This window comes from Formivibrio sp. oc-25, assembly GCF_055810895.1.
Genome location: NZ_JBVVOL010000023.1, coordinates 1 through 19,312 on the forward strand (window position 1 = coordinate 1; position 19,312 = coordinate 19,312).

Sequence of the window (19,312 nt, forward strand, 5' to 3'; positions counted from 1 at the left end):
CCATTTTCGATGCCGAGTTTGGAGACCGCAGCCGTTGAACACTGCGTTAACGCATCTTTCAAGCCACCCACGGCGTCCTTATTGCTGAGGCTGCTCAAATCAAGCGCAAGGACATGGGCGCTCATGACCATGCCAACAAGACATCCGGTAAGAAGGCGCATGAATTACTCCTTTGGGAAATCATGACTTCAACGGGGGGAGCTGATGGCCGTAAACTGAAAATTCCTTCTGCCACAACCCCGTGACCCTATCGGCCAAAGTCAGTATAGACGCCAGAACTGGACATGGTTACGGATGCCGAATGCGTGTACTGCCTGCGACCATGATGTCTGATCAAGCATGTTTGTGGTCTTCAAAAGTAATGCACAAGGATGGAATTCGCTAATAACTAGAACATTTTTTGTGAGAGCATTATGCGTTCATGCACCACAAAGATGCGTTCCGTTACGGATTCGTGTCAGTCAAGACGATAAAAATTGCTATTGCCGGAGTTGTCCATGAAGCTGAAAGCCCGAATCTGGTTGATCATCGTTGCCGCACTGATCGGCTTGATCACTGTGTCCGCCATTGCGTTGTATACCCTGAAGCAGCAACTGGTTGAGGAGAAACAGGCCCAGATCAAGACCTTGCTGGAGATGTCGGTCAGCGTGGCCAAGTATTACCACGAGCAGGAAAAAGCCGGCACCCTCAGCCGTGAAGAGGCACAAGCTCAGGTCAAGAAGGCCGTCGGCAATTTGCGCACGCAAAATGATTATTTCTTTATTCGTACTCGCGATCACATCATTGTCACGCACCCGAGCAAGCCCGAGGGCGAGAAAGGATCTTGGTGCCAAGCAGCAGGATGGCCGTACGCTGTCTGAGGTCTATACCGAGGCGTTGGCCAAATCCAGCATGGCCTATGTCAATATTTTGACTCCTCGCCCGGGAGAGAAAACGGATTCACCGAAACTGAATGGCCTGATCGCGTTCGAGCCTTGGAACTGGGTGATTGGTACCGGTTTTTTCCTGAACGATATTGAAGAAGCGTTCTGGAATCAGGCGTTGGTATTACTGGGTTGCGCGCTGGTTTTGATTGCTGTGGTGGCAGTACTGGCCTTGAGCATGTCCAAAAAGATTCTGGGACAACTGGGGGGTGAGCCGCAGTACGCGGCAGAAATCGCTACCGAAATTGCCCGAGGTAATTTGGCCAGCAATATCCAGGTTGAGGGCAGTCAGGAAAGTTTGCTGGGTTCGATCAAGGCCATGCAGGATGGCTTGCGCACCATGGTGGAACACTTCAACGTGGCATCGCTACAACTGGCCAATTCCGCCGAAGAACTGACCGACCAAATGGATAATGTCAGCAAGGGTGCACGCGAAACCGCCGAAGCCACTTCATCGACAGCCGCAGCGGTCGAGGAGATGACGGTCAGCATTAACCATATCTCTACCAACGCACACGAAACCGAAGCCAATGCGCAAGCCTCGGTTGAGTTGTCTTCCGTGGGTGAGGTGCAGGCCAACAATGCCGCAGAAGAGATCCGTCGCATTGCGGATAACGTCAGCACCGCGACCGAACTGGTACGCGGCCTGGTGGAACGCTCACGCGAGATCGACAGCATGAGCGCGGTGATCAAGGAAATTGCCGACCAGACCAACCTGCTGGCATTGAATGCAGCCATTGAAGCCGCGCGTGCGGGTGAGCAAGGGCGAGGCTTTGCCGTGGTGGCCGACGAAGTACGCAAGCTGGCTGAGCGCACCTCGGGTGCCACGCAGGACATTACCCGCACCATCCATGCTGTGCAGGAAGATACTGATCAGGCTGCGGTTCGCATGGATGATGTCAAGCAGCAGGTTACGCATGGGGTCGCGTTGGCAGTGCAGGCTGCTGATGCCTTGCGCCAGATCCATGTCAGTTCGCAACAGAGCCTGGTCAAAACGCGTGAAGTGGCCAATTCTGCGCATGAACAGAGCCAGGCCAGTAATAGTATCGCTGTGAATATCGAGAAGATCGCCCAGATGGTTGAATCGTCTGATGCGGCCGTGCATTCCGCGCATGACCAGCTGCAGAATCTGGATGCCTTGGCCAAGGAGTTGCATGAAGCCGCTTCAAAGTTCCGGCTGCGCTAAAGCGGGCAAGAAAAGTTTGATTGACTGACGCATTAAGCGTTTGAAAAATCCTATGGACAACATTTTCTGAAAGCTGTCTTGATGGTGCCGTTGACGTTTCGATCATCGTTCTACTCCATCCTCCGGTGGGTATTGCTGAGCAGTGTCATTGTTTTGGGTGCTGGTGTCTGGCTGTGGCACGACTACCATGACACGCTTGAAGCTGCGGCGATCCAGCAGGCCAATGTGGCGCGCTTGCTTGAAACGCAAACCTCCTATGTGATTGCCAATGCCGACGCCGTTCTTGACCGGGTGTTGGACGAAGTGCAGGATCACGACATCATGAACTCGGGGGCAGATCAGCGTTGGCCGGTTTTCTCAAAAATGGCCAATCAGCTCCCGATCAGTGGCCGGTTGTGGCTTTACCGGGCAGATGGTTTGGCGGTCATGGCTTCCCATCTGCGTCATTCCACGAACAACGCCACCGATCGTGAGTATTTCAACGTCCAGAAGGCGCAGGATGTTGGCCTGTTTATTGGTGAAACTGTTACAGGTAAAACCACGGGCAATAAGGTGTTCAACCTCAGCCGTCGCATTACGGCAGCAGATGGCACCTTCGCCGGGGTGGCAATGGCTGCCATCGATATCAACGTTTTCATTCAGGCGGTTAGCGAGCTAAATCTGGGAGAAACCGCTGCCTACTCGCTGGTGCGCAGTGATGGTGCCGTGATCATGCGCCATCCCGATGCTGGAGCGACTGGCAAGCGATTCAATCTCAAGGTTCTCGGCGACATGACGAGAAAACCATCAGGCCTGTTCACTGCGGTTTCGGCAGTCGATGGTATTGAGCGGCAGGTTGCCTATCGCAAACACAAGACGTTGCCCATCGCCTTTGTTGTCAGTCTCTCACGCGAAGAAATTCTGAAGCCCTGGCGAAATCGAGCTATCGCAACCGGTGGTGGACTGGTTGTGCTGCTGATGGTGGTCAGTTGGCTGACATTCATTTCGAGCAAGTCGGCACGTCGAGAGCACATTGCCACCGCACGCATGAAAACGGTTCTGGATACTGTTGCAGAAGGCATTTGCGGGATCGATCAACAAGGACGGATCGCGTTCATTAATCCCGCAGGTGCACGCTTGTTGGGTTACCGTCCTGAAGAACTGGTCGGGAAGGACTTGCATGCGACCGTGCATCGAACAGCCACTGATGGCGACCGCTATCCTGCTGAAGACTGCCCCATTTGCAAAGTGCTGTGTGGTGGTCTAATTTCCACGGACACCTCGATAGGTGGATGATTCACCTATTGGAGGGAGTTACATGACACGGGGACGCAGGGCATTCGATACCAGCTTCAAGCTGCAAGTGGCCCGGATGGTAAAGGAGCAGGGCTTGAGCGTAGCTCAGGTCTGTAGGGATCTGAATCTGGGTGAAACAGCGGTGCGTCGCTGGATCAAACAGTTTGAAGACGAACAGGCTGGATTGCCGGGGGCTGGCAAACCGCTGACGGCTGAGCAGCAGCGCATTCGTCAGTTGGAAGCGGAACTTCGTCAACTACGCCAGGATAACGAACTGTTAAAAAAAGCATCGGCCTTCTTTGCCCGAGAACTGAAGTGATTTACCGCTGTATCGATCAGTTGCAACAGAAGGTCAGCTCGGTGGCTCGTTTGTGTATGCTTTTGGGTGTGAGCCGATCGGGATTCTATGCGGCGCGCCAGCGTGCAAGGCCGCCGATTCGGACTTGTCCAACGACGGTTCACTTGCAAGCTGCGTTTGCTGCATCCGGTCGCAGTTACGGGAGCCGACGCTTGCACCAGGCGCTGTGCCAACAAGGCATTGCGGTGGGCCGCCACCGGATCAGAAGGCTCATGAGAATCAGTGGATTACGTCCGGTGTGGAAGCGAAAATTCATTCACACGACGGACAGTCACCATGATCTGCCGATTGCCGAGAACTTGCTGAAGCGTGATTTTGAGCCTGCCAGTATGAATCAGGCGTGGGTAGCAGATATAACGTACATCCGTACCCGCAGCGGTTGGTTATACCTGGCTGCGGTGATGGATTTGTTCTCGCGCAAGATCGTGGGCTGGGCAATGGCCCCGACAATGCCGGCAGAGTTGGTCTGCGCAGCGTTGCGAATGGCCATTGCGCAACGCAACCCGCCTGCAGGCCTGATTGTGCATACGGACCGAGGGAGTCAGTATGCCAGTGAAGCCCATCGAGCCTTGCTGCAAGGACATGACTTACGTGCCAGTATGAGCCGCAAGGGTAACTGCTGGGACAATGCGGTGATGGAGCGTTTCTTCCTGAATTTGAAGATGGAACGGGTCTGGCAACGCGACTACGCCAACCATACCGAGGCCATGTGCGATGTGGCGGATTACATCGTTGGCTTTTACAACAACGTGCGATTGCATTCGAAACGGGGCTATTTGCCACCCGCCGTCTACGAACGAGAAATGGCAGCAAAACAACCTATCGGCGTGTCCGAAAAAACTTGACCACTACACTGAACCAGGGCGGGGAAGCGGTCGGTACAGACTACTTCTGGAACAAGGCTGGCCAAGCATTTGCCACGGAGTACGCTGCAACAAATGTTGCTGATCTTGATGGACAGCGTGGCGTGGTATTGGCGTTCCGTGATGTTGGTGCCGTTATGGCAGCACAGAATGCGCTACGCGATCAGAAGGAATTCGTTACCAGCATTCTCGACTCCCTGACCGAATACGTTGCCGTAATGGATGTCCAGGGTGTGATTACTGCGGTCAATGCCGCTTGGCGACAGCAAACCGATATCGATGGTGTGACCGGGATGGCGCAGGTTTCGGTAGGCGCTAATTACCTGGAGGTCTGCAATCAGGCGCATGGGTTACTCAATAATGGCAACGCATCGGCTGTCTTGTCGGGCATTCAGAAGGTACTGAGCGGCGAATTGAATGAATTTACCCTCGAATATCCATGCCACGCGCCCAGTGGATGTCGCTGGTTCGTGTTGCGCGTGCTGCCATTACGGGGTGTACAGCAGGGCGTGGTCACCCTACTGCAAAATGTTACGGACCGCCGTCAGGCAGAAAATCGATTGCGCGAAAGTGAGGCGCGCTATCGCCTGCTTGCTGAGAACAGCCACGACGTGATCTGGACGCTTGATGTTGCCAGTATGCAATTTACCTACATCAGTCCTTCGGTCGAACGGCTGCGCGGTTTTACGCCTGAAGAAATTATGGCGCAACCGTTTGAGGCTGCGCTGACGCCCGAGTCAGCCAGGGTGGTACAGGCCGAAACTGCGGCAATGCTGGAGCGTATTGCGAAAGGCGATTGCTCCAATCTGACTGCGGTCACCGAGGTTGAACAGCCGCATCGTGATGGGCAGATCATTTCCACTGAAGTTGTGACGACCTGGATCCTTGATGATGCGGGCCTCCCTGTCAGTGTTCTGGGTGTTACGCGGGATATCTCGGAACGCAAGAAAGTAGAAAAGGAACTGGAACGCCTCGCGCAGACTGACTCGCTGACAGGGCTGGCTAACCGTCGACACTTCATGCATTTGGCCGAACAGGAATTGTCTCGCACCAAGCGCTATGGCGGACAAATATCCGTGTTAATGATGGATATTGATCACTTCAAAGCGATTAATGATACCTATGGCCACCAGACTGGTGACTTGGTACTCAAAACATTGAGTTCAGTGTGTCATGCAACGCTGCGTGAGATTGATTTCGTGGGTCGGTTTGGTGGTGAGGAATTTGCGGTCGTGCTGCCGCAGACGGCTGGACTGCAGGCCATGCGAGTTGCTGAACGGTTACGCCAGTCCATTGCTGACACCATGATTTCTTTGGCGCATGGCATGCCCTTGCGCTTTACCGTGTCGATTGGCGTAGTCACGCAACTCGACATGCAAATCAACCTCGACACCTTGCTCGGATTCGCCGACAACGCCTTGTATGACGCCAAACATCGCGGTCGCAACCAAGTCTGTGCCCATTCGGGGTGTTGTTAACACTGGGTTTTCAAATAGGGGAAAAACTCGCGATCGGCCCCGAGCATGTGTCGGACCACAACATCATGGGCGAGGAACTGGAACAACTCCCCGATGGCCAAGGTTCCCGCCTGAAATCGATCCACCAGTGTGATGGCTGTCTCGACCAGTTTGTGGTGGATGGCCATGACTTTGCCATCCAACCCGATCACCGGAAGCTTCAAGCACAAACACCGTCTGGGTACGTCGTTGATCGAGAGGACCAACTCGGAAGGAGATACATACGTGACAGTGTCAGCAATGTGGCTTTTATGCCAATGGATGGCATCCAGCCATCTGCCGCTGCGGAATGCTGTTGGCGCTTGCGGTGCAGGATTCTTGATCTAGGGTCAAACCAGGTGATTCATCCACCTGCCTATTGCAACCCGAAAGGAAGACAGAACCATGGCAAACGCAAAGATTGAAGATGTTGAGGGTATTGGCCCGGCTACCGCGGATAAGCTTCGAGCCGCAGGCATCAAGGATACGGATGGCTTGCTGGCCAATTGCCGCACGCCCAAACAGCGCAAGGAGCTGGCAGAAAAGACCGGGTTGCCCGAAGGTTCGATCCTGAAATTCGCTAATATGGTGGATTTATACCGGATCAAGGGGGTGGGGTCGGAATATTCGGAATTGCTGGAAGCGGCCGGAGTGGATACGGTGCCAGAACTGGCAAGACGCAATGCGGCGAATCTTACCCAGGCCATGCAAGCCGTCAACGAAGCCAAAAAGCTGACCCGCAAATTGCCCTCGGAAACTGAAGTTACCAAGTGGGTCGAACAAGCCAAGGACCTGCCGCGTATGCTGGAATACTGATGGGGCATCCTTGTTTTTCTGTTATGGCCGCATCCCTGGCGAAATTACAGTGCTGGCGCTAAACCTGGCATCCCGGCGCAAGCCGGGGCCAGGTTGTAATTCCGCATTCATCAGAATGCCGATTTTTTTTCTCCAGGGCGCACTGCAGAGATAGGCAAAGGTGCCTGACGATCAGCGGTTAACCACGCCGTCCTTTTGCTGGGTGATGGCGGGGCCGGATTTGATCTTGAGCTGCAGTTTCTTGCCCTTGATCTCGGCATTGCGAACCAGCATGCCCTTGTCAGCTTCGATCTTGACGTTTTCCAGGGTGAATCCCGTCAGCGGCGCTTCGGGTACGCCCACCACATAGGCGGCGGCCACCGACTTGCCGGTCGAAACCAGATTCTTTACCAGGACATTGCTGAAGTGTGGCGTCTTCACCTTGTCAAATGGCAAGGCTGGATCGGTATCAGCCGGGTAGATCTGGTCGCCTAGCAGGAAACCGCCCGCGTTCAGGATCTTGTCTTGGTCTTCCTGTTTGGCTGGTGCTCCCTGGTAGTAAGCGGAGAACACCAATGGCACCCAGACGTCAGTCATCTTGGTATCACGGTAGACGATGTTGTTGACGTTACCACCTTTGCCGCGCGGACTCTTGATACGTAGACCGTACATTGAACCCTTGAAGGTGTTGTGCTCGACCAGCACCTTGGTCACGCCACCCGATGATTCGCTGCCGATGGAGATACCGCGTCCCTGCATTAGCGTGTTGTGTGCGATGTAGATGTTGCTGACCACGCCATCAGGATGTTTGGGATCGAACTTCTCGGCCTTGATCGCGACATGGTCATCGTTGCAGTCGATGTAATTATGGGTGATGCGCACGTTGCGACTGTCGATCGGGTCGATTGCATCGGTGTTCGGGGCATGCCACGGTGTGACGATGCGGGTGCGGGTTACGTCAACATTTTCCGAGTAACGCATCACCACATGAAAGCTCGGCGAGTTGTACAGGTTCAATCCTTGTACCCGCACGTTCTGGCTCGATTTGATGTAGATCAGGCGTGGCCGATCGGTTGAACGGCGCTTGCTGGCGTCAGCGCGGACATTCGCGCGCCAGCGTTCCCACCAGACCGCACCTTGGCCGTCAATGGTGCCTTCACCGCTGATTTCCACATTATTGGCGTTTGCCACGCTAATGAACGGCAGCCAGCCGTTTTCAGCCTCGGCGTACTTGGTCTCTGGTGTGGCGCGGTAGCTGGCTTCTTCGGTTGAGGCCACCAGCGTGGCATTCTTTTCCAGATGCAGGCGGATATTGCTCTTCAGAAAAATCGGTGCGACCAGCCAGTTGCCGGCGGGTACGCGAACGGTACCGCCACCAGCACTGGCACAATCGTCGATTGCCTTCTGAAAGGATTCGGTATTGGGTTCAATCTGCTGATGAACTCCATTGGCTCCATAAGCTGTCACATCGCAGACTTTGGCAGGGATGCTGATGTGGGCATCTGCTTGAGCCAGTGTGGGAAAGGCCATGGCCAGGCTGGCCGCGATGGATAGATAGATAAATGGGTGCATTGAACTCTCCTTTTTGATTGACATTGGGCCGAATGTGCATGTCGATGTATTTGTTATTGCCATGAAAAAATCGGGACGGTCAGTTCGTTCCAGGGGGGGGCTTGCAACGGCTTCCTGTTCGAAGTCACTGAACGATCCTATAAGGCATGCCTGCTGCTCGTTTTCTGGCTGCAGTGCCTTGGGTTGATTGTATGTTGTCATACATCTGCTGATTGTAATTTTGCGACATTGCTACAGTCAGCTCTTGTGTTTTGTGGTGTTTATTTATTTAATATATTGATTATTAATAATTATATTTTTAAATTTTGTTTGTGTTTAATTATGCATCATTGGTTTGTTTTTGTGTTTTTATATGTTGTCATACGTATTCTGGTGGTTTTCGAGAGTGGGTTGCTGGTGATCTGGTGCGGCTTCGCTAGTATCATGCGCAGAACTTTGGCATCTGGATCTGGTCGCATTTGATTGTGTGCCCGTGTCGAATCACGCTACATACCCAATAAATGCTTACTTCCCATGGTTTATAAATGGAACACAACATACCTCTGATTACCACGCTTGCTGCCGGTTTTGGCATGGCCCTGATTCTTGGCTTTATCGCTGAGCGAATTAGGATGCCAGCATTGGTTGGCTATCTCGTGGCTGGCATCATCATTGGCCCGGGCACGCCGGGTTTCGTGGCGGATGTGCATCTAGCTTCCCAACTCTCCGAAATCGGTGTCATGTTGCTGATGTTTGGCGTTGGCCTGCATTTCTCGCTTAATGATCTATTGGCCGTCAAACGCATTGCTATCCCAGGCGCCGTGGTGCAAATGGGGTTGGCTACCCTGTTGGGGATGCTGGTGGCGTGGTGGTGGGGGTGGAGTTGGAGTAGTGGTTTGATTTTTGGTCTGTCGTTGTCATGTGCCAGTACCGTGGTGTTGCTCAAGGCATTGGAAACCCGCGGGGTACTTGAAAGCATGAACGGCCGTATCGCCGTCGGCTGGTTGGTAGTAGAGGATTTGGCGACTGTGCTGGTGCTGGTCTTGTTGCCGCCGTTAGCCGGTGTGCTCGGTGGCACCATGGCGACACCAGTTGTTGAGGCAAAACCGCTCTGGATGACTCTCGGATACACCTTGCTGCAGGTGTCGTTTTTTATTGCCCTGATGCTTATTGCGGGGCGCCGTGTATTGCCCTGGTTGTTGTGGCAAGTCTCTCGCACGGGATCGCGCGAGCTGTTTACCTTGGCAGTAATTGCCGCCGCTATTGGCATAGCCTACGGCGCAGCGCAGCTCTTCAGTGTTTCGTTTGCGTTGGGGGCGTTTTTTGCTGGCATGGTGATGCGTGAATCTGAATTCAGTCATCGTGCGGCCGAAGAGTCTTTGCCATTGCGCGATGCCTTCTCAGTGCTTTTCTTCGTGTCGGTGGGCATGTTGTTTGAGCCAACCATCCTGCTTGAGCAGCCTATACATGTGCTGGGCGTATTGGCCATTATCATTTTCGGCAAATCCATTGCTGCACTCGCCTTGGTGTTGGCCTTCCGCTATCCGCTTAACACTGCGTTAACCGTCTCGGCCAGTTTGGCGCAGATCGGTGAATTCTCTTTTATTCTGGCCGGACTTGGGCTTTCCCTTGGGCTGTTGCCGGCTGAAGGCATGAGTTTGGTGCTGGCTGGTGCGCTTATTTCCATTGCACTGAATCCGGTGTTGTTTGCGGCGATTGAGCCATTGCGACGCTGGGTGCTCAGTCGCTCAGAAATAGCTAGAAAGCTGGAATGCCGAGAGGATCCGTATGCCGAACTGCCCATGAGCACAGAGCGCAAATATCTTGAAGGACAAGTCGTTTTGGTGGGCTACGGCCGGGTGGGAAGCCGGATCGCCAGCGTGCTGGAGAGTAATGGCATTCCCTACGTGGTGGCGGAACAGAATCGCGAATTGGTTGAGGATCTGCGTAAAAGGGGCGTCGTTGCAGTGTCAGGCAATGCCGCGGATGCTTCGGTATTGATTCAAGCGCACATCGCAGATGCTGCCATGCTTGTCGTGGCAACACCTGATTCGATCAATGTTCGCCAGGTGGCCGACATAGCAAGGGCGCTTAATCCGAATATTGAGATTGTTTTACGCACACACAGTGAAGATGAATCGTCGTTGCTGCGTCAGGAGAAACTGGGTATCGTTTTCTTCGGTGAGGAGGAGTTGGCCATGGGGATGGCAAACCATGTCAAGAAGCGCTTCGCCCCGCAACAGAACACCGCGAGCGCGGTTCATGCCTGACTCATATGAGGTATAGACGATTACGAAAACCTGAGTTATAGCAGCGTAGGTGGGATTGTACTGACTTGGTGAGCGGGACAGAGAAACTCGATTTTTCCGTCATCGATGCCAATGTCGACAGTGCTGGTGACCAGAATTTTCCCTTGGCTGGCGAATCCATGGCCCTGCAAGGCTATAGCGTTAACTGGTTCCATGAAGGTGGTAATACCATAGTGCAGTTTGATAATGATGGAATTACTTCAATAGCAGAGTTTGAGATTACGCCAAATTGTGCGCCAACCGGCGTATCTACTGTGCCGGTTGGTGCACAGTTAGATATCTTTTGGCACCACGATACCTTGTATGACTGCGTCATCGACGCACAAGAAATGATGCCGAATCTGGCGAATCCCACATCGTTGGATACTTCCTGCTAATCTATCGGAGGCATGCAACACCGTTATGGTCGTGAGTGGCCAGCATTGCCGGCACTGGAGTGCTGCCGGGCCACTAAGCTCAGCTATGCAGCTAGTTTCGGCGTTGGCAAACTGGCGAGCATCACCAAGGTAGGCGAGTAATGCCGTGGCGGTGATAGGGCCAATTCCAGGAACAGCTGCTACCCATCTGTCCTTTGTTTGGTCGTCAAGAGATCGGAGTGGTTGAAGCCGGTTCCGGTTGTGTGCTACGACATTGGCGCATGCTTTACTAATCGATGACGCTGACGTTTACTGGGATGGCTTCCTGCTTAACTGGTGGATTGCCCTGATTACGACCTCCATCCTTTGACGGGCCGGTGGATTGGCCGAGCGGACATGCAGTCGTGAGGGCCTGAAGCCACGCGTCCAGCCTAGATTGTGCGCAAACCGGCATATCCACTCTGCCGATTGGCGCACATCAGATCAGAATGCTGTCTAAATGCACTTTGTCTTGGCTAGAGTAAGAGCAGTATCTTCAATCATATCTTCTTGCCCACCAACCATACCCCGCCTACCAAGCTCCATCACGATCTCCCTTGCAGGCACGCCATATTTTTTCTCGGCCCGCTTAGCGAAGAGCAGAAATGAGGAGTACACACCTGCGTAACCCAGCGTCAACGAATCCCGATCCACACGGATTGGCTGATCCATCAGGGGCACCACGATATCCTCGGCTACATCCTGAATCTTGAACAGATCCACACCTGTTTCAATCCCCATTCGGTTACACACCGCAATGAAAACTTCTAGAGGCGTATTGCCAGCACCTGCACCCAACCCAGCGGCGGCTGCGTCTATACGCGTTGCACCTGCTTCAATAGCAGCAATCGAGTTTGCCACGCTCATTGAAAGATTATGGTGGCCGTGAAAGCCTATTTCGGTTTCCGGCTTGAGAGCCTCGCGTACGGCGCCGATCCGCTGTTTCACATAATTCGGCAGCATGAACCCGGCCGAGTCAGTGATGTAAATGCAGTTGGCACCATATGCTTCCATAAGCAGTGCTTGCTGAACCAGTTTTTCCGGCTCAGCCATGTGTGACATCATCAGGAAGCCAACGGTATCCATTTCCAGCTTGCGTGCAAGTGTGATGTGCTGTTCCGATACGTCGGCCTCGGTACAGTGCGTGGCCACACGAATGGTGTGTACACCAAGATCGCGCGCCATGCGCAGATGATCCACTGTGCCGATTCCGGGAATCAGCAGGGCTGAGACCTTGGCGTGAGTGAGTAGCGGGATTACGGTAGACAGATACTCCTCATCGCTGTGTGCAGGAAAACCGTAATTAACGGATGCCCCTCCCAGCCCATCCCCGTGTGTAACTTCGATCAGTGGTACGCCAGCCGCATTTAGTCCGGTCGCCACCGCTTTCATTTGCTCCAGACTTATCTGGTGCCGCTTCGGATGCATGCCGTCACGCAAGGTCATATCGTGAACAGTGATTTGTTTTCCATGGACAGTCATTGTTATTTCTCCTTATATGGCCGGGACGGTTGTACGTTCGGTTTTGCTTGCCAATACTTCTTCAGCAAACATTTCGGCAGTGCGTACGGCGGCTGCGGTCATGATGTCCAGGTTGCCGGAAAATTTCGGCAGGAAGTCTCCCAAACCTTCTACTTCCAAATAGACCGATACGCGCTTGCCATCGAAGACTGGACCGTTTACCACTTTGTAGCCTGGCACGTATTTCTGCACTTCCTGGACCATGGCATGGATTGATTCGGTAAGCCTGGCCTGGTCTGGTTCATCGTCGGTCAGGCAATGCACCGTGTCGCGCATGATCAGAGGCGGTTCGGCCGGGTTGATGATGATGATGGCCTTGCCTTTCCTTGCCCCGCCAACTTTCTCGATGGCACCAGATGTTGTTCGGGTGAATTCGTCGATGTTCTTTCGTGTGCCCGGGCCGGCGGATTTGGAAGAAATGGTAGCGACAATCTCGCCGTATTCCACGGCCTGAACGCGTGAAATGGCGGCGATCATCGGAATGGTTGCCTGCCCGCCGCAGGTCACCATATTGACGTTCATTTCCTGCTTGCCAATGTGTTCTCTTAAATTCACCGGCGGTACGCAGAACGGACCAATCGCGGCAGGGGTCAGGTCAATGACCATGACGCCCTGCGCAGTCAGCTTGTCGGAGTTTTCTTTGTGCACATAGGCTGATGTGGCATCGAATGCGACCTGAATATTGTCGGTAGCGATGTGTGGCAATAAGCCATCCACTCCCTGATCAGTAGTTTTCAGTCCGAGTTCGCGGGCACGTTTTAGCCCTTCTGAAGTGGGATCAACGCCAACCATCCAGACGGGTTCCAGTACTGGACTTCTTAGCAATTTGTACAACAGATCGGTGCCGATATTGCCTGGACCGATCAGGGCACAGCGGATTCTTTGGCTCATGTTTTAGCTCTCAAGTAGTCGATGGAGATCGTGATAAATAGTGGGTTGGTAGATTAGTAGTGGCCTAGAACGAGGTTGGTGGGGTGTCCGGCCACGAAATTTTCAATGTTGTCGATCAATTGATCGGCCAACGTTTGCATGGCTTCATCACTTGCCCAGGCTACATGTGGCGTGACAATGACATTGGGCAGGTGGGCAATGCGCATGATGGCGGCATCCGCAGGTGGTGGCTCGCAGGCCGCCACATCGAGACCAACACCACTGATCAGGCCTTCGGTGAGTGCAATTTCCAGATCGCTTTCATCGATTAACCCACCTCGGCCGGTATTGATCAGCAACGGTTTGCGTTGCATCTGGCGGAATTCCGTCATTGCAATCATGTTGCGAGTTTCTGGTGTAAGAGGACTGTGCAGGCTGATGATGTCGCTGGTGGCCAGCACTTCATCCCAGGGGGTATAGAGCGGACCCATGCCGTTTTTCCCTTTGTGGGCGGCGAACATGACTTTCATGCCGAACACTCGGGCAATTTCCGCGACGCGCTGACCTAGCAAGCCTTCCCCAATGATGCCTAGACGCGCACCGCCAAGATCGTGAATGGGATGATTGAAGAAACAGAACTGACTGGATTTCTGCCATTCTCCAGCGAGGATGTCACCGTGGTAAGCCAATAGATTACGGCGCAATGCCAACATGAGAGCAAAGGTATGTTCCGGCACCGTGTTGATCGAATAACCCCGAATATTCGTGATGGCAATGCCGTGGGCGTGGCAATAGGCTTTGTCGACTGTGTCCGTACCGGTCGATGCCGCAGCGATCATCCGTAGTTTGGGTAGCTGTGAAAGTACTTCAGCAGTTAGACGTACTTTGTTGTTGATGGCAATCGACGCTTCTGCCAATCGTTCAACAACCTGTTCTGGCGCGGTTTGCTGATATTCCACGAGCGTGTGTGCAAAGCCCGGTGCGCGCAGTTTGATTTGTGATGCGATGGTGGCGCGATCAAGAAAGACGATGTGTTCCATGAGATTCATCCAAAATACTGAATGGAGAAGGTCTTGCCGTGCTAAGAAAAAAATCAGGGAAGCGGGTCTGTAATTTGTAATGTTGATTGATCATCATACAAATAAAGACCCGCCACGACTTTGGAAATGGCGATCTGTTACACCAACGAAGCCTCAGCACGCTTAGCAACGATATGCACCAGAATGCTGCCCAGAATGACGCAGCCGCCAAGGAAGATCAGACCGCTGATGAACGAACCGGTGGTGTCCCGAATCATGCCGACAATGATCGGGCCACCAAAGCCACCCAAGTTGCCAATCGAGTTGATGAAGCCAATACCCGCTGCTCGTGCGCTACCAGTCAGGAACGTTGGCGGAATGGTCCAGAAGAGAGGCATGCAGCCATACATGCCAATGCTGCTGATGGAAAGAAGCAGGATCGTCAGTGTCGGATTGTCCTGGGTGAATGCGCTGGCCAGCAGCGCTGTGCCGGCCACCCCGGTCGATAGCGTTACGTGCCATTTGCGTTCCTTGAACTTATCGGAACTCATTCCGATCAGCAGCATACCTGCTGACGCCGCAATGAAAGGAATTGCTGCAAGTATGCCAATTTGACCGCTGCTAATGGTGCCGCTGAAGTTCTTGATGATCTGCGGTAGCCACATGTTGACGCCGTAAACACCTACCACCATGCAGACATAGATCGCACACAGCAACCAGACTCGGCCATTCTTCATCACTTCGAAGGTGCCAATCTTTTGCGTGGATTCGACTTGACGGCTTTCCTTGTCCAGTTCTTCCTGTAGCCATTTGCGTTCTGCTGGCTCCAGCCATTTGGCACTGTGTGGTTTGTCGGTTAGATAGTAGAGCGCGATGATGCCGACAATGGTGGATGGCAAGCCTTCCAGAATGAACATCCACTTCCAACCCGCCAAACCCATGATGCCATCCATCTGCAGCAACCAGCCGGAAAGCAGTGAACCCAGCGTCAGTGCGATCGGTTGTGCAAACATGAAGCGGGATGTGATCCGTGCCCGGTAGGCTTTCGGAATCCACATCGTCAGGTACAAGATGACACCCGGGAAAAATCCAGCTTCCGCAGCGCCAAGCAAAAAACGAATGATATAGAAGCTGACTTGCCCGCTGACCAATGCCATGCACGCAGAGACTAGTCCCCACACGATCATGATCAGTGCAATCCAACGTCGAGCACCATAGCGGTTGAGCGCCAGGTTACTGGGAACGCCAAAAAAGAAATATCCGACAAATAGAATACCCGCACCCCATCCGAAGATCGTCGGGGTGAAGGAAAGTTCTTTGTTCATCGTCAGTGCGGCAAAACCGAGGTTGACTCGGTCAACAAAGTTAAGCATGTACGACAAGACCAAGAACGGGATCAGTCGCCACGATACTTTTCGTATGATGCGCTGGCCGAAGTCTTCACTATCGACCAAAGGGGTTTCTGCTACCAGTGTTGTACTCACTTTGAACTCCTCCAAGTTAACAAAATGCTGCGATTACAAAGAGCGTCCGTGACTGTTTCTGTCTTATAACTAGACGCGAACGCCCCCAATCCGTGCTGGGCTTATTTGATTGTCAGCACAGCGCCTTTGGCTGCAGAAGAAGCCAAACGGGCATACAGTCCCAGGTAGCCCCGGGTGAATTTGGGTGCAGGTCTTTGCCAGTTTTTCAGTCGTTCGGCGATGACCTCGTCGCTGAGATCCAGATGAATTGCATTGTTCGGAATATCGACAGTGATCATGTCTCCATCCTCTACGATGGCAATCGGACCACCATCTGCAGCTTCAGGTGAGATATGGCCAACAAAGCAGCCATTGTTCGTACCAGAGAAACGACCATCAGTAACCACCGCAGTTTTTTTGGCGAGGCCAATGCCGTAAAGATATTTCATGGCTTTGTACATTTCGCGCATACCGGGGCCGCCTTTGGGTCCTTCGTAGCGAATGACAATTACATGACCTTCCTGAATGTCGCCGCCCAGAATGGCTTTAAGTGCTTCTTCTTCGCAGTTGAATACCTTGGCTGTACCGGTAAACAGATGCATCTGCGGGTCAATAGCTGCCGGTTTGGTCACGGCAGTTTCCGGAGCCAAGTTGCCGCGCAGAATCGCTAGGCCCTTTTGCTTGCTGAACGGCTGATCCATGGTGCTGATCACTTCGTTCGAGTTTGGCCACAGGCTCGGATGCGTTGCGATATTGGCTTCCACTGTCTTGCCGGAGACGGTCAGACATTCCTGATTAAGCAGGCTTTGAATTTCCTTCATCACGCGCGGAATGCCGCCGGCGTTGTGAAAATCCTCCATGTCGTATTTGGAGGCCGGGTTGACCTTGGCGACTTGCGGTGTGCATTCACTGAAGCGGCCGTAGATGTCCATCATGGTTTCTGGTGTGATGTCGATTTCTGCGGCGATGGCTGAGAGGTGCAGTACTGCATTGGTGGATCCACCGGTGGCCATGGCCACGCGTACAGCGTTTTCAAGCGATTGTTGGGTAATCACCTGATCTGCCGTGATGCCATTTTTGACCAGATTCATGATGGCTTTGCCGGTTTCTTCGGCCATGCGGAAGCGATCGGCATGCACGGCTGGAATCAGTGCTGCACCCGGTAGTGACATACCCATGGCTTCCGAGAGACAGCACATGGTGTTGGCCGTGCCATAAAACGCACACGAACCGCTGCATGGCCCGCAGGCGTCCTCAAGCTGATTGAAGGCAGCAATATCGATGCGCTTGCTTTTGAGCATCCCCACCGCCTCGGACATACTGGTCAGATCCGATTTGCGACCATCGAATACCTTACCGCCCAGCATCGGGCCGCCCGGCAGCACGATAGCTGGCAGTTTTAGTCGAGCGGCAGCCATCAGCATGCCTGGTACGATCTTGTCACAGGAGCCTAGCAGCACCAGCCCGTCGAGGCGGTGGGCTTGAGCCATGATTTCGATATCGCTGGCGATGATGTCACGTGAAGGCAGAATGAAATGCATGCCGTCATGGCCCTGGGCCGTACCATCGCAAGCTGCGATCACTCCGAATTCAGCAACCGTCCCGCCTGCGCGATGAATACCCTTGCGTACGAAATCGGCCACTTTGCGCAGATTTTCATGCCCCGGAACAAGTTCATTCCAAGCATTGGCAATACCGATAATTGGGCGAGAGAGATCGTCATCGGAGAACCCGAGCGATTTGAAAACCGTTCTGTTAAATGAAAACTCTGGGCGTTCAAGAATATCGTCACTTCTCTTACTCATGATGGTTTTGTCTCCTTAATGAGGGATAACTGCTTGGGATGAAACTCAGTGCAACATCGGTGCGATGCGGGAATTACGTATCTCGGTGTGACAGCGAGGAGAAAAGCAATTCCGAACCCAGGTCGGAGGCATGCATGCTCGCTGCATAGGAAATGACAACTTGGAAACCATCATGACCTTCTCGCTCCTTAGCTTGTTTTTCTAACGCCATGTAATTCCATGTATGGAAATACAGTTCTGTTGTTATTTGATATGGTCATCATACAAATCTGCTTTTAAAAAAACAAGCTTTCGCTTCATGGTCTTTCAGAAAAATATTTTTAGCCCGAAGATGTATTTTCAGATAGCTATGAAACAAGTGGTGCTGTGTGTAACCAAATTGCTGTCGTACTTGTACTGTTGTATGATGAATTTTTGTAGTGGCTGGCTAGAAAGATGGAATCACAAGATATTTGGGGAGTTAGCACGTCCAGCGATGAGATGATCGCTGGCGAGAGTCTGTCCACCCGTGTGGCAAAAGTACTGCGTGAAAAAATCCGCAATAGTGAACTGATGCCGGGAACGCGTTTGCCAACTGAACAGGCAATGTCACAGCATTTCGGTGTTAGTCGTACGGTTATCCGAGAGGCGATGGCTTCTCTCAAGCGCGATGGTCTGGTTGAAACGCGTCAAGGTAGTGGCTCGTTTGTTCGGAAGTCGGTGGCAGATCCTGCGTTCCAGATTGATGCCCAGATTGAACAATCGGTTCAGTCTTTGAGAAATCTGATTGAACTTCGTCGGGGCATAGAATCCGAGGTGGCCGCACTGGCGGCTCAGCGCCGTACACCTCATCAACTCCAACAGATTAAAGATACATTTGCCGATTTCCGTCGGGCGTTAGAGGATGGACGGGATGGGGTGCAGGAAGATGTCGCCTTCCATCTTTGCCTTGCCAAGGCAACCGATAATCCTTATTGGGTACGACTGATTAACAGTTATGCCCGACAGATCGGTTTCGGTACCCGCATTACTCGGGCTAGCGAGTCCAGACGACAGAATTACGCGAAGCAACTCTTGATAGAGCATGAAGCCATCGTCAAGGCTATCGAGGCTGGAGATCCAGCTGCCGCACGAGTCGCATCAATACAGCATATGGAACGAGCTGACCTGTTGGTGGCTGAAACAGATCGTGAGTTCTGGCAGGGTGAGGGGAGCCAATATGCACGAGCCTTCCAAGAGGTGAGTCGCGATAGCTAAAGCCGGTTCCGGTTGTGTGCTACGACATTGGCGCATGGTTTATTTAACAACAATGCGGATTTCCTTGGCATGGAAGTAACCATCCAAAGGTGCACAGCCCCGTGGGGACGCCAGTTGCGTATGAAAGTGGGCACCGAGGTGCCCGTTTTCATTTCTGCGACTGAATTTGCCAGCAGCGTGTAGCTGCCCTTCATCTCTGCACTTTCCTGCCCCACCCGGATTCCCGACACAAACAGCTGCAAGTATT

Annotated in this window: 17 protein-coding genes; 9 read left to right on the forward strand and 8 right to left on the reverse strand. The window is 53.0% G+C overall.

All coding sequences use genetic code 11. The features are described 5' to 3' along the window. Positions 1-497: 497 nt before the first annotated feature. The 5 genes from AC0KVQ_RS13030 to AC0KVQ_RS13050 all read left to right on the forward strand — a co-directional run bounded on the left by AC0KVQ_RS13030 (position 498) and on the right by AC0KVQ_RS13050 (position 6,083). Entirely contained in the window at positions 498-860 is a 363-nt protein-coding gene (locus tag AC0KVQ_RS13030; protein WP_473421599.1) for a cache domain-containing protein, read from the forward strand. Next, positions 784-2,109, forward strand: a complete 1,326-nt coding sequence (locus AC0KVQ_RS13035) for a methyl-accepting chemotaxis protein (protein WP_473421600.1) — start codon at positions 784-786, stop codon at positions 2,107-2,109. Before AC0KVQ_RS13030 ends, AC0KVQ_RS13035 begins: the two co-directional genes overlap by 77 nt. An 81-nt stretch (positions 2,110-2,190) precedes the next feature. Further along, complete coding sequence (locus tag AC0KVQ_RS13040; RefSeq protein ID WP_473421635.1) at positions 2,191-3,384, forward strand: PAS domain-containing protein; 1,194 nt, start codon at positions 2,191-2,193, stop codon at positions 3,382-3,384. Between the two features lie 22 nt (positions 3,385-3,406). Then, a protein-coding gene (locus tag AC0KVQ_RS13045) for an IS3 family transposase (protein ID WP_473421601.1) occupies positions 3,407-4,587 on the forward strand; the annotation gives its coding sequence in 2 pieces (ribosomal slippage) (positions 3,407-3,674 and positions 3,674-4,587; 1,182 coding nt in all). Positions 4,588-4,742: 155 nt separating this feature from the next. Further along, positions 4,743-6,083, forward strand: a complete 1,341-nt coding sequence (locus tag AC0KVQ_RS13050; RefSeq protein WP_473421636.1) for a sensor domain-containing diguanylate cyclase — start codon at positions 4,743-4,745, stop codon at positions 6,081-6,083. Here AC0KVQ_RS13050 and AC0KVQ_RS13055 read toward each other — a convergent pair. Then, positions 6,080-6,250, reverse strand: a complete 171-nt coding sequence (locus tag AC0KVQ_RS13055; protein ID WP_473421602.1) for a hypothetical protein — start codon at positions 6,248-6,250, stop codon at positions 6,080-6,082. The two genes, AC0KVQ_RS13050 and AC0KVQ_RS13055, sit on opposite strands and share 4 nt — an antisense overlap. 256 nt (positions 6,251-6,506) lie before the next feature. Here AC0KVQ_RS13055 and AC0KVQ_RS13060 point away from each other — a divergent pair, with 256 nt between their 5' ends. After that, positions 6,507-6,917, forward strand: coding sequence for a DUF4332 domain-containing protein (locus AC0KVQ_RS13060; protein ID WP_473421603.1), 411 nt, complete (start codon positions 6,507-6,509; stop codon positions 6,915-6,917). Positions 6,918-7,088: 171 nt separating this feature from the next. On the opposite strand, the gene AC0KVQ_RS13065 is transcribed toward AC0KVQ_RS13060, so the two are convergent. Continuing rightward, positions 7,089-8,468: a glycoside hydrolase family 28 protein gene (locus tag AC0KVQ_RS13065; protein ID WP_473421605.1), complete on the reverse strand. Its 1,380-nt coding sequence runs from the start codon at positions 8,466-8,468 to the stop codon at positions 7,089-7,091. A gap of 524 nt (positions 8,469-8,992) precedes the next feature. Here AC0KVQ_RS13065 and AC0KVQ_RS13070 point away from each other — a divergent pair. Both AC0KVQ_RS13070 and AC0KVQ_RS13075 read left to right on the forward strand, forming a co-directional pair. Then, complete coding sequence (locus AC0KVQ_RS13070) at positions 8,993-10,717, forward strand: cation:proton antiporter domain-containing protein (protein WP_473421606.1); 1,725 nt, start codon at positions 8,993-8,995, stop codon at positions 10,715-10,717. A gap of 68 nt (positions 10,718-10,785) precedes the next feature. Beyond that, positions 10,786-11,133 carry a hypothetical protein gene (locus AC0KVQ_RS13075; RefSeq protein ID WP_473421607.1) on the forward strand — a complete coding sequence of 116 codons (348 nt, stop codon included), beginning with the start codon at positions 10,786-10,788 and terminating at the stop codon, positions 11,131-11,133. Here the strand turns inward: AC0KVQ_RS13075 and AC0KVQ_RS13080 are convergent. From AC0KVQ_RS13080 to ilvD, 6 genes are all read right to left on the reverse strand, one after another. Next, complete coding sequence (locus AC0KVQ_RS13080; RefSeq protein ID WP_473421637.1) at positions 11,029-11,406, reverse strand: transposase; 378 nt, start codon at positions 11,404-11,406, stop codon at positions 11,029-11,031. The two genes, AC0KVQ_RS13075 and AC0KVQ_RS13080, sit on opposite strands and share 105 nt — an antisense overlap. Before the next feature lie 201 nt (positions 11,407-11,607). Beyond that, positions 11,608-12,633, reverse strand: coding sequence for a 4-hydroxy-2-oxovalerate aldolase (dmpG, locus tag AC0KVQ_RS13085; RefSeq protein WP_473421608.1), 1,026 nt, complete (start codon positions 12,631-12,633; stop codon positions 11,608-11,610). A 12-nt stretch (positions 12,634-12,645) separates the two neighbouring features. Beyond that, complete coding sequence (locus AC0KVQ_RS13090; protein WP_473421609.1) at positions 12,646-13,563, reverse strand: acetaldehyde dehydrogenase (acetylating); 918 nt, start codon at positions 13,561-13,563, stop codon at positions 12,646-12,648. Between the two features lie 53 nt (positions 13,564-13,616). Further along, entirely contained in the window at positions 13,617-14,582 is a 966-nt protein-coding gene (locus AC0KVQ_RS13095; RefSeq protein WP_473421610.1) for a D-2-hydroxyacid dehydrogenase, read from the reverse strand. Positions 14,583-14,719: 137 nt separating this feature from the next. Continuing rightward, entirely contained in the window at positions 14,720-16,045 is a 1,326-nt protein-coding gene (locus tag AC0KVQ_RS13100; RefSeq protein WP_473421611.1) for an MFS transporter, read from the reverse strand. 101 nt (positions 16,046-16,146) lie between these two features. Then, positions 16,147-17,829 carry a dihydroxy-acid dehydratase gene (gene ilvD / locus AC0KVQ_RS13105; RefSeq protein ID WP_473421612.1) on the reverse strand — a complete coding sequence of 561 codons (1,683 nt, stop codon included), beginning with the start codon at positions 17,827-17,829 and terminating at the stop codon, positions 16,147-16,149. Positions 17,830-18,264: 435 nt separating this feature from the next. On the opposite strand from ilvD, the gene AC0KVQ_RS13110 reads away from it, so the two are divergent. Beyond that, the gene (locus tag AC0KVQ_RS13110; protein ID WP_473421613.1) at positions 18,265-19,065 is read left to right on the forward strand and encodes a FadR/GntR family transcriptional regulator; all 801 of its coding nucleotides are present in this window, start codon (positions 18,265-18,267) and stop codon (positions 19,063-19,065) included. Positions 19,066-19,312 lie beyond the last annotated feature (247 nt).